This is a genomic window from Sphingomonas sp. J344 (assembly GCF_024700005.1).
Taxonomy (GTDB): Bacteria; Pseudomonadota; Alphaproteobacteria; order Sphingomonadales; family Sphingomonadaceae; genus Sphingomonas.
The window spans coordinates 1311966-1326499 of sequence record NZ_JAJONB010000001.1 but is presented as its reverse complement, the minus strand read 5'-3'; the positions used below and the strand labels follow the sequence as shown (position 1 = coordinate 1326499).

General features: G+C 66.4%; 12 protein-coding genes and 4 pseudogenes. 10 read left to right on the top strand and 6 right to left on the bottom strand.

Going from position 1 to position 14534, the window contains the following annotated elements; translation table 11 throughout:
- Nucleotide 1: 1 nt before the first annotated feature.
- Nucleotides 2-466, bottom strand: coding sequence for a methylated-DNA--[protein]-cysteine S-methyltransferase (locus LRS12_RS06700; RefSeq protein ID WP_257843879.1), 465 nt, complete (start codon nt 464-466; stop codon nt 2-4).
- 49 nt (nt 467-515) lie between these two features.
- Between LRS12_RS06700 and LRS12_RS06695 the strand changes: the two are divergent.
- The 7 genes and pseudogenes from LRS12_RS06695 (at nt 516) to LRS12_RS06665 (ending at nt 7030) form a co-directional block, all read left to right on the top strand.
- A pseudogene (locus tag LRS12_RS06695) lies at nt 516-754 on the top strand (DUF6489 family protein).
- Entirely contained in the window at nt 751-2046 is a 1296-nt protein-coding gene (gene mnmE, locus LRS12_RS06690; protein ID WP_257843878.1) for a tRNA uridine-5-carboxymethylaminomethyl(34) synthesis GTPase MnmE, read from the top strand. Before LRS12_RS06695 ends, mnmE begins: the two are co-directional and overlap by 4 nt.
- 55 nt (nt 2047-2101) lie before the next feature.
- Nucleotides 2102-3937, top strand: a complete 1836-nt coding sequence (mnmG, locus tag LRS12_RS06685) for a tRNA uridine-5-carboxymethylaminomethyl(34) synthesis enzyme MnmG (RefSeq protein WP_257843877.1) — start codon at nt 2102-2104, stop codon at nt 3935-3937.
- Complete coding sequence (gene rsmG / locus LRS12_RS06680) at nt 3934-4542, top strand: 16S rRNA (guanine(527)-N(7))-methyltransferase RsmG (protein ID WP_257843876.1); 609 nt, start codon at nt 3934-3936, stop codon at nt 4540-4542. Before mnmG ends, rsmG begins: the two co-directional genes overlap by 4 nt.
- Nucleotides 4539-5317: pseudogene (locus LRS12_RS06675) on the top strand (ParA family protein). The gene rsmG and the pseudogene LRS12_RS06675 overlap by 4 nt, the downstream one beginning before the upstream one ends.
- On the top strand, nt 5314-6237 hold the full coding sequence (locus LRS12_RS06670) for a ParB/RepB/Spo0J family partition protein (RefSeq protein WP_257843875.1): 924 nt from the start codon (nt 5314-5316) through the stop codon (nt 6235-6237). Before LRS12_RS06675 ends, LRS12_RS06670 begins: the two are co-directional and overlap by 4 nt.
- 403 nt (nt 6238-6640) lie before the next feature.
- Nucleotides 6641-7030 (top strand): hypothetical protein, encoded by a 390-nt coding sequence (locus LRS12_RS06665; RefSeq protein WP_257843874.1) that lies wholly within the window; start codon nt 6641-6643, stop codon nt 7028-7030.
- A 12-nt stretch (nt 7031-7042) separates the two neighbouring features.
- Here the strand turns inward: LRS12_RS06665 and holA are convergent, their stop codons facing one another.
- The 4 genes and pseudogenes from holA to LRS12_RS06645 form a co-directional block, all read right to left on the bottom strand.
- Entirely contained in the window at nt 7043-7981 is a 939-nt protein-coding gene (holA, locus tag LRS12_RS06660; RefSeq protein ID WP_257843873.1) for a DNA polymerase III subunit delta, read from the bottom strand.
- Nucleotides 7982-8059: 78 nt separating this feature from the next.
- On the bottom strand, nt 8060-8566 hold the full coding sequence (gene lptE / locus LRS12_RS06655; RefSeq protein WP_257843872.1) for an LPS assembly lipoprotein LptE: 507 nt from the start codon (nt 8564-8566) through the stop codon (nt 8060-8062).
- Nucleotides 8563-11074: pseudogene (gene leuS, locus LRS12_RS06650) on the bottom strand (leucine--tRNA ligase). Before leuS ends, lptE begins: the two are co-directional and overlap by 4 nt.
- A 99-nt stretch (nt 11075-11173) precedes the next feature.
- Nucleotides 11174-11610, bottom strand: a pseudogene (locus LRS12_RS06645) (DUF3576 domain-containing protein).
- A 207-nt stretch (nt 11611-11817) separates the two neighbouring features.
- Between LRS12_RS06645 and LRS12_RS06640 the strand changes: the two are divergent.
- Entirely contained in the window at nt 11818-12537 is a 720-nt protein-coding gene (locus LRS12_RS06640) for a hypothetical protein (RefSeq protein WP_257843871.1), read from the top strand.
- Nucleotides 12538-12668: 131 nt separating this feature from the next.
- On the opposite strand, the gene LRS12_RS06635 is transcribed toward LRS12_RS06640, so the two are convergent.
- Complete coding sequence (locus LRS12_RS06635; protein WP_308222980.1) at nt 12669-13028, bottom strand: hypothetical protein; 360 nt, start codon at nt 13026-13028, stop codon at nt 12669-12671.
- Between the two features lie 70 nt (nt 13029-13098).
- Here LRS12_RS06635 and LRS12_RS06630 point away from each other — a divergent pair, with 70 nt between their 5' ends.
- Both LRS12_RS06630 and LRS12_RS06625 read left to right on the top strand, forming a co-directional pair.
- Nucleotides 13099-13767 (top strand): YggS family pyridoxal phosphate-dependent enzyme, encoded by a 669-nt coding sequence (locus LRS12_RS06630; protein WP_257843870.1) that lies wholly within the window; start codon nt 13099-13101, stop codon nt 13765-13767.
- Nucleotides 13764-14438 carry an HAD family phosphatase gene (locus tag LRS12_RS06625; protein ID WP_257843869.1) on the top strand — a complete coding sequence of 225 codons (675 nt, stop codon included), beginning with the start codon at nt 13764-13766 and terminating at the stop codon, nt 14436-14438. The genes LRS12_RS06630 and LRS12_RS06625 overlap by 4 nt, the downstream gene beginning before the upstream one ends.
- Nucleotides 14439-14534 lie beyond the last annotated feature (96 nt).

Sequence of the window (14534 nt, the reverse complement as noted above, 5' to 3'; positions counted from 1 at the left end):
GTCAGGCGTGGCGCTGCTCGTGGTCGAGCAGCCATTTCTTGGTCGCGGGGCCGTCGCCCGCCGAATAGCTCCCCAGCGCGCCGCCCGCGGCGGTCACCCTGTGGCACGGGATGATGACGGGCAGGGAATTGCGCGCGCACAGTTGCCCGATCGCACGCGGCCCGGAATCGAGTCGCCGGGCCAGCTCGCCGTAGCTCGCGGTCTCGCCATAGGGAAGGGCGACCAAGCCGTCGCGAAGCACCTGGCCGCGCGCCGAAGCGATCATGGGAAGGGGGAGGTCGAAGCTCTTGAGTTCGCCCGCAAAATAGGCGCGCAGCTGTTCGGCCGCGGCACGGACAGCTGCATATCTCCCGTCCGCAACCGGTTCCGCGACACCCAGCGTCACGCGCAGTACCGTTTCTTCGTCGCCTTCGATCCGGATCGGGCCGATGGGCGTTGCGATCAGGGCATGGTCGCGCGCATACATGGGGCGAGCGTAGGGCAGGGGATGCTTCGGGCTCAAGTGGAGAAGACACATGAAGATCAATGTCGAGGTCGACTGCACCCCCGAAGAGGCGCGTCGCGCGATGGGCCTGCCCGATTTCACCCCGGTGCACGACCGCTACATCCAGATGATGCTCGATCGATCGAGAAGGGCGGGATCAATCCCGAGATGATCGAGTCGATGATGAAGAGCTGGACCCCGATGGGTGAGGCCGGGATGAATTTCTGGCGCGGCATGTTCGATATGGGCAAGCGCAGCGGCAGCGAGTGAGCGAGACGATCTACGCGCTGTCGAGCGGGGCATTGCCCGCCGGCATCGCGGTCATCCGAATTTCCGGTCCTCGGGCGTTCGCCGCCGTCGCCACGCTGGTGGGCGAGTTGCCCCCGCCGCGTCGCGCATCGCTGCGGACCTTGCGGCGCGATGGCGAACCGCTCGACCGCGCGCTGGTGCTGGTCTTTCCCGGCCCCGCGACCGCGACCGGTGAGGATCTTGCCGAACTTCACCTCCACGGCGGCCGCGCGGTGGTGCGCGCGGTCGAGGCTGCGCTTGCCGCGCTTCCGGGGCTGCGCGGTGCCGAACCAGGCGAGTTTACCCGCCGCGCGCTCGCTCACGGTCGGATCGACCTGACCGAAGCCGAAGGATTGGGTGACTTGCTCGCCGCCGAGACCGAGATGCAGCGCCGCACTGCACTGCGTGCGGCAGAAGGCGGAGTGCGCGCTCAGATCGAAGGCTGGGCCACCAGCGCGCTTCGGCTCTCTGCGTTGATCGAGGCAATGCTCGATCATGGCGACGAAGAAGATGTGGCCGCGGAGGGCGATGTGCTCGACGCGGTGGCTCGCGACGCCGACCTGCTTGCGGTTGCGATCGAGGCGGCGATCGCCCAGCCGCCGGTCGAACGGGTTCGCGACGGCATCCGTATCGTGCTCGCCGGATCGCCCAATGCGGGCAAATCGACCTTGCTCAACGCTTTGGCGGGTCGCGAAGCAGCCATCGTCTCACCACTCGCGGGAACCACACGTGACCGGATCGAAGTGCCGGTGATGCGCGACGGGGTCGCGTATCTGCTCACCGATACCGCAGGTCTGAACGAAACCCCCGCGGATATGGTCGAGGAAATCGGGATCGCCCGCGCGCGGTCGGCAATCGAGACTGCGGACCTCGTGCTGTGGCTCGACGACGGACCGCCGTCAGTCGAGGTGGCGGCGGTCAACCATCTGCTGATTCGTCCCCGTATTGACGAACCCGGTCGTGGACGTCCGGTCGATGCGCGCCATAGCGTATCGGCGGCGACCGGGCAGGGCATCGAAGCCCTGTGGACCATGATTGGCGGAGTTGCCGCAACGTTGCTGCCGCCATCAGACGCCGTCGCGCTGAACGCGCGTCAGCGGGGGCTCGCGGGGCAAGCTGCCTCGGCGCTGCGTCGCGCAGCGCGGGAGCGGGACGCGCTGCTGGTGGCGGAGGAGCTTCGTACGGCGCTTCGCGCATTTCATCGCGTGACGGGTGCCGCCGATGTCGAAGCGATGCTCGACACCTTGTTCGGGCGATTCTGCATCGGCAAGTGAGTGTTCCACGTGGAACGTTTTTGACGTGATCCCCGCACATCGCTATGCGGCACCCATGCACACATATGACGTGATCGTGATCGGCGGCGGCCATGCCGGTACCGAAGCGGCAGCTGCGGCTGCGCGCTGCGGTGCACGGACAGCGCTTGTTACCTTCGATCCCGCGATGATCGGCGCAATGTCGTGCAACCCGGCGATCGGTGGTCTGGGTAAGGGCCATCTCGTCCGTGAAGTCGACGCGCTCGACGGCCTGATCGCCCGCGCCGCCGATGCCGCCGCAATCCATTATCGCCTGCTGAACCGCTCCAAGGGCCCAGCGGTGCAGGGCCCCCGCGTCCAAGCCGACCGCATACGCTATTCCGCCGCGATCCAGACGATGCTCGCCGCCCAGCAGGGACTGGGGATCGTCGCGGGAGAAGCGGTCGCGCTGCTCCTTGAAGGCGGACGCATCGCCGGTATCCGCCTTGCAGATGACACCAAGCTGCACGCCCACGCCGTCATCCTCGCCAGCGGCACCTTCCTGGGTGGCCGCATCTTCCGCGGGGAGGAGCGTGAGACGGGTGGCAGGGTAGGGGAGCGCGCTGCGACCGCACTCGGTATCCAGCTGCGCGACTGCGGCCTGCCGATCACCCGACTCAAAACCGGCACGCCGCCTCGGCTCGACGGCCGCACGATCGACTGGGCGGCGCTCGAGGAACAGCCGAGCGACGCCGACGACTGGCGCATGTCGCCGATGACGCGCGGACCGCGTCTGCCCCAACTTGCCTGCGCAATCACCCGTACCACGCTCGAGACGCATGCGATCATTCGTACTGGATTAGATCGTTCACCCCTGTTCAGCGGGGCGATCGAGGCCGGGGGTCCGCGTTATTGCCCATCGATCGAGGACAAGATCTTTCGCTTCGGCGACCGCGACGGGCATCAGGTCTTCCTGGAACCCGAAGGGCTCGCGACCCACCTCGTCTATCCCAACGGCCTGTCGACCTCGCTGCCGACCGACATTCAGGCGGCGATGATCGCGTCGATGCGGGGGCTTGAACACGCGCGCATCGTTACCCCGGGCTATGCCGTTGAGTATGACCATGTCGACCCCCGCTCGCTGACGCACCAACTGGAGTGCCGGGATCTTCCTGGCCTGTACTGCGCCGGGCAGATCAACGGCACGACCGGCTATGAGGAAGCCGCCGCGCAGGGTCTGGTAGCGGGCATTAACGCCGCCGCTGCGGCTCTCGGTCGCGCGCCCACGCTGTTCCCGCGTCAGATCAGCTATATCGGGGTAATGATCGACGATCTCACGCTTCAGGGCGTGACCGAGCCCTACCGCATGCTGACCGCGCGTGCCGAACATCGGCTGTACTTGCGCGCCGACAACGCCCAGACCCGCCTCGCCGCATTGGGTGACGCAGCCGGCTGTCTTGGCCCGGAGCGTCAGGCATTCATCAGCGCCCGCGCCGCCGCCCGGCAAGCGCTCGACCAGCGCTTCTCGCACAGCATCACCGCCCATGCGATGGGGCAGGCGGGGTCGCTTGTTGCGCAGGACGGCGCGCGGCGCACCGCGTTCGAATGGCTGCGCTTTCCCGCAGTGACGCTCGACCATCTCGGCATCGACACCGCAGACAGTGACCCGGCGGTCCTCGGCGAACTGATCGAGGACGCCCGCTACGCCCCCTATCTCGAACGCCAGGCGGCGGAGGCTGCGGCCATGATCCGTGCAGATGGCACCCGCATTCCCGATTCGCTCGACTATTGCGCTGTCCCCGGCCTCTCCAACGAGATGGTCGAACGACTCGGAGCGGCGCGCCCGGCGACGCTGGGCGACGCAGCGCGCGTGCGTGGCATCACCCCCGCCGCGTTGACCGCAATCCTGCTCCATGTGAAGCGGGCTGCATGACCGAAGACGAAGCCCGCCGCTGGATCAGCGCACGCCATGATGTTTCACGTGAAACACGGCTCGCGCAATTTGTGCATCTGTTGCGCGATGAGGCGACGCGACAGAATCTCGTGTCACCCTCCACGCTCGATGCGATCTGGGCGCGGCATATCGTCGATTCGGCGCAGCTGCTCAAGCATGGCGATGCCGGCGGGCTCTGGCTCGATATCGGCAGCGGCGCCGGCCTGCCCGGTATCGTCCTCGCGATCCTCCGCGATGGCCCGGTCGAATTGGTCGAACCCCGCAAGCTGCGCACTGCGTTTCTTCAGCATTGCGCGGATACCCTTGGCCTGACCAATGTCACGATCCACACGGCAAAGGTCGAGCGGACCAAGGGGCGCGCGGCGGTGGTAACGGCACGCGCGGTCGGCACTCTCGACACCGTCTTCCGCATTGCCCGGCATCGCACCGACAGATCCACAATCTGGGTGCTCCCAAAGGGGAGAAATGCACAATCGGAGGTGGAAGATGCCAAGCTATGGTGGCAAGGTTCGTTCCACGTGGAACCGAGCGTGACCGCACCGGACTCGCTCATCGTTGTCGCCAAAGAGGTACGCCCCAGATGATCTGCATCGCCATCGCGAATCAGAAGGGTGGGGTGGGCAAGACCACGACTGCGATCAATGTCGGCACGGCGCTCGCCGCGACCGGCCAGCGGGTGTTATTGCTTGACCTCGATCCTCAGGAAATTGCTCGACCGGCCTCGGAATCGGCCGCGCGGATCGCGAGCGCTCGACCTATGACCTGCTGATCGGTGAGACCAATCTGGAGGATGTGGTCGTCCCCACCCGTGTACCCGGCCTGGATATCGTCCCCGCGACGGTCGACCTGTCGGGCGCAGAGATCGAGCTGATCGAGTTCGAGGCACGCACCCACCGCCTCGCCACAGCGATCGAGCGCAGCGCCAAGCGCTGGGACGTGGTGCTGATGGACTGCCCGCCCTCGCTCGGCCTGCTCACGATCAACGCGATGGTCGCGTCGGACGCGCTGCTCGTTCCGCTGCAGTGCGAGTTTTTCGCGCTGGAAGGGCTCAGTCAGCTGCTCAACACGGTCGAGCGAATCCGCGGCCGCTTCAACCCGGGCCTGTCGATCCTCGGTGTCGTCCTGACCATGTATGACCGCCGCAATCGCCTGACCGATCAGGTCGCCGATGACGTCCGCGCCGTGCTGGGCAAGGTGGTGTTCGACACGGTGATCCCACGCAACGTCCGCCTGTCCGAAGCCCCGAGCCACGGGCTGCCGGCGCTGATCTATGATTATCGCTGCGCCGGATCCGAAGCCTATATCGCCCTTGCGCGCGAAGTGATCGATCGCCTGCCCAAGCTGAAGAAGGCCGCATGACCGAAGAGACCCCGACTCCCGCTGCCGCGCCACTCAGCACGCGCAAGGCGCGACCCGGCCTCGGCCGCGGCCTCAGCGCGCTGCTGGGCGATGCCGAGCGCGAAGAGCCCGTCCGCCCCGGTACCGAACCATCGATGGGGGTGCGGATGCTGCCGGTCAGCTCGCTTGCCCCGCACCCGGAGCAGCCGCGCCGCCATTTCGACGAGGATGCGCTGGAAGAGCTCGCCAAGTCGATCGCGATGCGCGGGCTGATTCAGCCGATCGTCGTGCGCCCGCACGGCAAGGATTATCAGATCGTCGCCGGTGAGCGCCGCTGGCGCGCCGCCCAGCGCGCGCGGCTGCATGAAGTGCCGGTCATCGTCCGCGACCTCGACGAGGCGCAGACGATCGAAATCGCGATCGTCGAGAATATCCAGCGCGAGGATTTGAACGCGATCGAGGAGGCTGAGGCCTATTCGAAGCTGATCAACGATTTCGGCCATAGCCAGGAGGCGCTGGCGCGGATCGTCCACAAGTCGCGCAGCCATATCGCCAACCTGATCCGCCTGCTCGACCTGCCGCAAAGCGTGCGCCAGCGCGTGGTCGAGGGCGGGCTGACGATGGGCCACGCTCGCGCGCTGATCGGCGCGCCCGACCCGGAGAAGCTCGCCAAGATCGTCGTCGAACGCGACCTCTCCGTCCGCGAAACCGAAAAGCTCGCCCGCGACGCCAAGCCGCGCGCGGCGGGGAAGGGCGGCGGCGACAAAGCGGGCGGCGGCAGCAACGCCGACATCGCCGCGCTGGAGCGCCAGCTGGGCGACGTGCTCGGCCTCAACGTCAAGATCAGCTTTGGTGAAAAGGGCGGGGCGCTGACGCTCGCCTACTCGACGCTGGATCAGCTCGACATGATCTGCCAGCGTCTGACGGGCGAAAAAATCTAGTTAAAACAAGAATCTAATGACGATCTTCTTAAGCCCCTCCCGCTTGCGGGAGGGGTTGGGGAGGGTCTTCTTCTTTCTCATTCTTCTTCAAAAACTCCTCCCCCGGAGGGGGAGGGGGACCGCCGAAGGCGGTGGAGGGGTAGCTCTCCGCTGGGCGATGTCCCTCGACGAAACTACCCCTCCGTCATCGCTACGCGATGCCACCTCCCCCTCCGGGGGAGGACTGGTGGAACCTTGCCCCCCTCGTCACCCCGGCCCTGTGCCGGGGTCCACCGGGCGGCAAGCGCGGAGCTTGAACTTCAAGCCGCCGGACGTGAGGATGAGTGGACCCCGGAACAAGTCCGGGGTGACGAACAGATAGAGTCGACTTGTCGCCTGCGGAATCCGCCGCCAGATAGTCAGCGTGGAAATAGAAGGCCTTACTCCGGCAGCCCTGCGGGCTCTACCGAGCGATGAGCTCAATGCACTGCTCGCATTCGGGCGACCCATCACGTTCCGCATCGGATCGGCAACCGTGCTTGCCGAGTTCAACAAGGATGATGATTGCCTCACCGTCAATCTCGCGCACATCGACGGTGGCGGGGAGGGCGTGCTTGTATCGCTATGGAAGCTCGTCACTGCGTTCGCGAAGGACCGCGGCTATCATTGCGTCTTGTGGAACGTCCACGCACTCACCTGTGACAACCCGAACCCACGCCTCCAGAAGTTCTTGTGTGAACGCGGGTTTGTGGAAACGCACAGCGAACGCCACGGTCGGGTCTTGAGTCGTCTTGAGCCGATTCAATATCCCTAAACTGGCCGCCACTCACCCCCGCGCCGCCCCCCGCGCCAGCACCGCCAACTCATGATCCGCCAGCACCTGCCCTGCATTCCCCCCGCCGCGCGTCATCGCGCGTTCCGCTTCGCGCGCACGTTCCACGGCGCGCGCCAGCATCGGGCTGTTCCACCGTTGCAGTGCGCGGATCGTCGCGGCTTCTTCCTTGAAGAAGACGCGGTGCTTCTTGACGACCTCGGCGGGGCTCAGCCCATGATCGATATCGGCGCGCATCTCGGCCAGCGCCATCAGGCGGCGGACCAGCCCGCGCAGCAGCGGAATCGTCGAAACCCCCGCCGCGTCCAGCCGCGCCAGCTCGACGCCGATCTCGGCCGGGCGACCGCCCACAACCGCCTCGATCGCGCCGGACATCTCGGCCTCACCCAGATCGGCGCCAATCGCGTCGAGCGCCTCGATCCCCGCCTCACGCGGCCGATCGGGCGCGGCGTCGAGGAACAGCGACAATTTCTCGATCTCGCGCGCCAGCACCGCGCGATCGCCCCCTGACATGGCCGCCAGCCGATCAGCCGCCCCGCCCACCAGCCGCAAGCCATGTTCGCGCGCGATTCCGGTCGCCAGCTGCCCGGCGGTGCGCGCATCGGGGACATAGCAGGCATGGACCATCACATTGGGCGCGGCGAGCGCAAGCTTGAGCAGTCGTCCGGTGCCTTTCAGCCCGCCGCCGACCGCGACTACGGGATTCCCGGCCGTCTCCGCCTCGATCAGCATCCGCACCGCATCGGTGCCGCCATCGTCGATCCCGGAAACCCGAATGTAGCGCGCCCCACCGAACAGCGACAGCGACGCTGCCTCGCCGGCAAGCAGCCCGGCATCGTCCTTCAGCGCATTGCCCTCGATATCGATACGCTCGGCATCGGGACCCATCGCCCGACCCAGCCGCGCGGCGAGGTCGTTGGCCCCCCGCCTCATCGGGGCCGTAGAGCAGGAACAGGCGAATATCGGGGCCCGGCTTGTCCAGCCGCGCCCGAATCTGCGCCTCGCTCGCCTTCACTTGGGGCTAGAGCTGCGCGCGTACCGGGCCAACCGCGCGACGATCTGGTCCGCGACGATGCCCGACAGCCGCTCCAGCGCGCTCCGCTCCGCCGCGATGGTGGCATATTCCGATCCCGCGACGTCGATGCCCGCATCCGACTCGGCGGTCGCATCGAGCACCGTCTGTCCGGTCGTCAGGTCGATCAGCTGATAGCGCGCGCGCAGCGTCCGCCGCTCGCGCGTCACCACGTCATCGCTGCGCACGCCCAGACCCTCGATCCGGTCGTCCAGCTTGATCTCCAGCCGATAGGCCGGGGTGCCGCTGCGCGTCGCCTCGATCCGGTCGCGCACCGCATTGGAGACCAGCCAGCCGGCCTCGCCCTGAATTGGCGCAACCTCGACCCCCGACAGCATCGTCTGCACCGGGCCACCCACGCCGCCGCCGTAGAGCGGTCGCAGCCCGCAGCCCGACAGGGTCATGCCCGCAACGGCGAGCGCGAGGAGAAGGGCAGGGCGCGTCATGCGACGATATTCACCAGACGGTCGGGCACGACGATCACCTTTCGGGGTGTTGCGCCGTCCAGAATGCGCTGCACATTGGCGTTTGCCAAGGCCATGGCTTCCAGATCGGCCTTGTCCGCCCCCTTGGCCGCCGTGACCGTGTCGCGCAGCTTGCCGTTGACCTGGATCGCGATTGTCACCTCGTCATCGACCAGCAGGGCGGGATCGACCGCCGGCCACTCGGCATCGGCGATCAGGCCGTCATTGCCCATCGCGGCCCAGGCTTCCTCGGCCAGATGCGGCACCATCGGTGCGGCGATCAGGATCGCGGTGCGGATCGCGGTTGCGCGCGACGCGCTCGGCGCGGCCTTTTCGATCGCATTGACCAGGGCATAGAGCTTGGCCACCGCCTTGTTGAACTGCAGCCCTTCTATATCCGCGGCGACCCCGGCGATCGTCTGGTGCAGCACGCGGTCGAGGCCCTTGTCCTCGCCCTCCCATGCTTCCAACTGGTCGAACAGCCGCCACAGCCGTTGGACGAAGCGCCAGGCACCCTCGATCCCGTTTTCGGTCCACTCCAGATCGCGCTCGGGCGGCGAATCCGACAGCACGAACCACCGCACCGCGTCCGCGCCATACTGGTCGACGATCGGTTCGGGATCGACCGTGTTCTTCTTGGACTTTGACATCTTCTCGATGCGCCCGACCGTGACCGGACCGCCGCTCGCGCGCTCGACGAGCACGTCGTTGCGCCGCTCGATCTCGTCCGGGGACAGCCAGCGGCCATCGGCCGCCTTGTAGGTCTCGTGCGTCACCATCCCCTGGGTGAACAGCCCCTCGAACGGTTCGGCGATGTCGATCATCCCGATCCGCTTGAGCGCACGCGTCCAGAAGCGGGCATAGAGCAGGTGCAGGATCGCATGCTCGACCCCGCCGATATATTGGTTCACCGGCAGCCATTGTTCGGCCACCGCGCGGTCGAACGGCTTGTCGCCCGGCTGGCTGGCGAAGCGGATGAAATACCAGCTCGGATCGACGAAGGTATCCAGCGTATCGGTCTCGCGCCGTGCCGGTTTGCCGCATTGCGGGCAATCGACATGCTTCCACGTCGGATGGCGGTCGAGCGGGTTGCCGGGGATGTCGAAACTGACATCTTCGGGCAGCACCACGGGCAGCTGCTTCTTGGGCACCGGCACCGCACCGCAAATCTCGCAATGCACGATCGGGATCGGCGTGCCCCAGTAACGCTGGCGCGACACGCCCCAGTCGCGCAGCCGCCAGACGGTCGTTCCCTTGCCCCAGCCTTCGGATTCGGCACGGCGGATCACCTCGCGCTTCGCATCGGCGACATCCATGCCATTCAGGAAGTGAGAATTGACGAGCGTTCCGGGGCCGGTGAAGCTTTCTTCCTCGACATATTCGCTTTCGGTTTTTTCGCCATCAGATACGACTCGCCGGATCGGGAGCCCATATTTGGTCGCGAATTCGAAATCGCGCTGGTCGTGCGCCGGCACGCCGAACACCGCGCCGGTGCCGTAATCCATCAGCACGAAATTCGCGATATAGACCGGCAATTCCCACGCGGAATCAAAAGGATGCACCGCGCGAATGCCGGTGTCAAAGCCGAGCTTCTCCTGCGTCTCGATCTCCGCCGCGGTGGTGCCGCCGAGCTTGCACTGCGCGATGAACTCTGCCGCTGCCGGGTCCCTGGTGGCCAGCGCCTGCGCGATCGGATGGTCCGCCGCGATCGCGACGAAGCTCGATCCGAAGATCGTGTCCGGGCGGGTCGTGAACACCTCTACTTCATTGAAATCGCTGGACGAAAGCTTGAAGCGGAACTGCATCCCCCTGCGACTTGCCGATCCAGTTTTCCTGCATCAGCCGGACCTTGTCGGGCCATTTGTCGAGGCTTTCGAGCCCGTCGAGCAGCTCGTCGGCAAAGTCGGTGATCTTGAGGAACCACTGACTGAGCTTCTTCTTTTCGACCAGCGCCCCGGATCGCCACCCGCGCCCGTCGATCACCTGCTCATTGGCAAGCACGGTCATATCGACCGGGTCCCAGTTGACCGTCGATTCCTTGCGATAAACCAATCCGTTAGCGAACAGATCGAGAAACAGTGCCTGCTCGTGGCCGTAATAGTCCGGCTCACACGTCGCCAGCTCGCGGCCCCAGTCGATCGCCAGGCCCAGCCGCTTCAGCTGCGCGCGCATCGTCGCGATATTGTCGCGCGTCCAGCCGCCGGGATGGACCTTCTTTTCCATCGCGGCATTTTCGGCGGGCATGCCGAACGCATCCCACCCCATCGGGTGGAGCACTTCCATGCCCTTCATCCGCCGATAGCGCGTCAGCACGTCGCCCATCGTGTAGTTGCGGACATGCCCCATATGGATGCGCCCCGACGGGTAGGGAAACATCTCGAGCACATAGGATTTGGGCTTGGGCGAGTGATCGTCCGCGGCGAAGGTACGGCGTTCCTCCCAGACCTTCTGCCACGCGGAATCGGCGTTCAGCGCGTTGAACCGCGACATGGTATTTCCTCAGGCTCGGCGTCGGCTCGCCCCTGCCCGGGTCCGCGAGTCCGTCGCCGGGTGGAGGAGCAGGCCGGTGCCGCTAAACTAAACTACAGCTCAATTCCCGGCGATGGCAGCGCGGCGCAGATCGCGCGCCTTGGTGAGGATGATATCCTCCAGCTTCTGGACCGTTGCCGCCTCGACCGGGGCATCGACCCACTGGCCGCCGCGGTTGACCTGACGCTGGACGCTGACGCGCAGCGCATCGGCGCGCAGATCTTGGTCCAGGATCGCGACGGTGATCTTTACCCGCTCGGTCGTGAGGTTGGGGTTCACATGCCAGTCGGTGACGATCACGCCGCCGTTCGATCGGTCTGGGCGATCGGCGCGAACGACACGGTGTCGAGCGCGGCGCGCCACAGATAGGCGTTGACGCCGATCGTCGTGACCTTCGACGCGGCAAGGTCGGCGCGCGGGCGATCGCCACCGCCACCGCATGCGGCGAGGGTGAGGGCAACGCTGCCCAGGATCGCGGTGCGCAACTGGCGGTTCATCGGCATCATCCTATGGGAAGTCTCATCTATTCGGTGTGCATCTATAGATGCTGGCGCGCGCGCCGCAAGCGCAAGCCGCCGCGTGGAACGATGGTGTGGCGCGGCGGGGCTGTGCGTCTTGTGCAACACCTGCGGCGAAATCGGATTCGGCCTGTGGAACATTGGGGCCGAATCATGGTAGCGCTATGAGCGAGTAAGGGGTTCTTCATGCGTTTTCGTCGGATCATCGCTGGCATGGGACTGGGGGCGCTGGGCGTCGCCGGGCTCGTCGCTGCGCCGGCGATCCTCGCGCAGACCGGGACACCACAGCGCGCTACGCCTGCGCGCGCCGCTCCGATCGCCGGAATCGGCACCTTCACCCCGGCATCCGCCGATCCGCGACTCGCAGCGGCACTGGCGCGCAGCGGGCTGTCGGGGACCGGCTTCCGCTTCACCCCGGCCGATACCCGCGGGACCAGCAATCGCAGCGTGACCGTTGCCGTCCGTGCGCGCACCGCGCGTCCTTCGGCGGCGGTTGCTGATCGTGGTGCTGCGGCACCCGCTTCGGTCACGCTTCAGCCGATCGCCTATAATCTCGGCGTCTCGGTGGGTTGGAAGCGCTTCGCCATCTCGGGCGACCTTGCCAAGATGGACCTGGCTGGACAGCCGGGCAGCAGCGAGAAGATGGATCTGGGTGTCTCCTACACCGGCAAGCGCGCAACGGGCCGGATCAAGGCAACCAGCGAGAAGCCCACTGAGCGCGGGCCGCGCCTGCTGACGGTCGATCCGAATTACTCGATCGATGTCGGTGGTGCCTATTCGATCACGCGCAACCTCGATGTGACGGCGGGCGTCCGCTACACAACCGAGAAGGATCGCCTGCCGCAGCTCAACGACGACCGCCGCGACAGCCAGGCGGTCTATGTCGGAACCGCGATCCGCTTCTGATCGCTGACGTTGGGTTCAGGCCCAGGCGTCGATCCCGGCCCATCCATATACACCGAGTTGCCGGAGTGTGCGCCAGCGACGTTCATCCATGCCGCCCAGCGCAATCACCGGCAGCTTGAGCCCGCGGATCATCAGTCCGAGTCGCACACGCCCGAGTGTGGGGGCGCCGACATGTGAGCGTGTCGGGTGGACGGGGAAACGAACAACAGCGCCGCGCTGGCGCGAATCGCGGCGATTGCTTCTCGGCGAGAATGGACCGGCGCGGTGAGTGCTCCCCGCTCGCGACCATGGCGGGGCAGGGGCCCGCGCCCGACTCGGGGACCGGCGACCAGCAGCAAATGTCCCCCACGTCGCGCGGTGCCGCGCACCCGATCGAACAGTGCGCGCCGTGCGCCCGCCGGCGTCGCATAGTGGCGAAACACGATCCCCGACCCGCGCGGCAGCGCGTCGATCGCACGCCATAGCGCTTCGTCCATCCGTTCGTCGGTCATCAGCCAGCGGCGCGGCAAGGTGACGGGGCAGGGGTGGCGGCGCGGCATCGCCTTTCCTATAGCGCGCCGCATGTCCGCCGAAACCGCTTCTTCCCGCCTCGCCGCTATCCGCACGCGAATCGCACGCGCCACCACACTGGCCGACCGTCGCCCCGACGCCGTCACGCTGATCGCGGTCTCCAAGACGCATGATGCCGATGCGATCCGACCGCTGCTCGACGCGGGCCAGCGCGTGTTTGGCGAGAATCGGGTGCAGGAAGCGGCCGAGAAATGGCCTGCGCTGCGTGCGGCGCACCCCGATATCCGCCTGCATCTGGTTGGTCAGCTCCAGTCGAACAAGGCGGCGGACGCTGTCGCGCTGTTCGATGCGATTCATTCGGTCGATCGTTCTTCGCTCATCGCGGCGCTCGCCAAGGCGATGGCCGAGTCCGGTAAGCGCCCCGATTGTTTCATTCAGGTCAATATCGGGGACGAACCGCAAAAGGGCGGCGTCGCGGTTGCAGAGCTACCCGCGCTGCTGGCCGAGGCGATGGCGGCTGACTTGCCGATCGTCGGGCTGATGGCTGTTCCGCCGGTGGGCGTCGATTCGGCCCCCTATTTCGCGCTCCTGGCAAAGCTGGCGCGCGAGGCGGGGCTGGAGGGCCTCAGCATCGGCATGTCGGACGATTTCGACGTCGCGGTCACGATCGACGCGACCCATGTCCGCGTCGGCACCGCATTGTTCGGGGCGCGCGCATGACCCTCTCGGTGCGCTTCGACGCGCTGATCTTTGATTTCGACGGAGTGCTGCTCGAAAGCGAGTTCGAGGGCAACCGGCACATCGCCGAATATCTGACCGGCATCGGCCATCCAACCAGCCCCGAAGAGTCGATGGCGAACTTCATGGGTCTGGCCGGGCGCGAGTTTCTCGACGCGATCGAAACCTGGATCGGGCGAACGCTTCCGGAGGACTTCCACACCGCGCGCGAGATCGAAAATCGCCGCGCGCTGACCGAAGGGGTGGCGGAGGTTGCGGGCGCAATCGCCTTTGTCCGCGCGCTGCCCGCCGACCTGCCGCGTGCCATCGCCTCGTCGAGCAACAGCCGCTGGATCGGGACGCATCTCGACCATTTCGGCATCCGCGATGCGTTCGACGGACGGATCTTCAGCGGGCGCGAGCATGTCGCACGGGGAAAACCCGCCCCCGACATCTATCTCCACGCCGCTGCGCAACTGGGCGTGCCGATCGAACGCTGTGCGATTCTGGAGGATTCACCCGTTGGCGCGACCGGCGCGGTGGCGTCGGGCGCACATGTCATCGGCATCTGCGCGGGCAATCATTGCGGGCCGGATCACGCGACCCGGCTGCGCGAAATCGGCGTTCACGACATCGCGCACGACTTCACCGAAGTTGCGCGGCTGCTTGCCTAAAGGGTGTCAGTTGCTTGAACCGTCCTCCTGCGAAAGCAGGAGTCCAGGGCCGCAAGCGATGCCGTGCCTGCTCTGGACCCCCTGCTTTCGCAGGGT

What these genes read in the sequence shown, in the direction of transcription:
- LRS12_RS06700 (WP_257843879.1), bottom strand. Translation starts at nt 466, where the DNA reads ATGTATGCGCGCGACCATGCCCTGATCGCAACGCCCATCGGCCCGATC.
- mnmG (WP_257843877.1), top strand. Translation starts at nt 2,102, where the DNA reads ATGCACACATATGACGTGATCGTGATCGGCGGCGGCCATGCCGGTACC.
- rsmG (WP_257843876.1), top strand. Translation starts at nt 3,934, where the DNA reads ATGACCGAAGACGAAGCCCGCCGCTGGATCAGCGCACGCCATGATGTT.
- LRS12_RS06670 (WP_257843875.1), top strand. Translation starts at nt 5,314, where the DNA reads ATGACCGAAGAGACCCCGACTCCCGCTGCCGCGCCACTCAGCACGCGC.
- holA (WP_257843873.1), bottom strand. Translation starts at nt 7,981, where the DNA reads ATGAGGCGGGGGGCCAACGACCTCGCCGCGCGGCTGGGTCGGGCGATG.
- lptE (WP_257843872.1), bottom strand. Translation starts at nt 8,566, where the DNA reads ATGACGCGCCCTGCCCTTCTCCTCGCGCTCGCCGTTGCGGGCATGACC.
- LRS12_RS06640 (WP_257843871.1), top strand. Translation starts at nt 11,818, where the DNA reads ATGCGTTTTCGTCGGATCATCGCTGGCATGGGACTGGGGGCGCTGGGC.
- LRS12_RS06635 (WP_308222980.1), bottom strand. Translation starts at nt 13,028, where the DNA reads ATGACCGACGAACGGATGGACGAAGCGCTATGGCGTGCGATCGACGCG.
- LRS12_RS06630 (WP_257843870.1), top strand. Translation starts at nt 13,099, where the DNA reads ATGTCCGCCGAAACCGCTTCTTCCCGCCTCGCCGCTATCCGCACGCGA.
- LRS12_RS06625 (WP_257843869.1), top strand. Translation starts at nt 13,764, where the DNA reads ATGACCCTCTCGGTGCGCTTCGACGCGCTGATCTTTGATTTCGACGGA.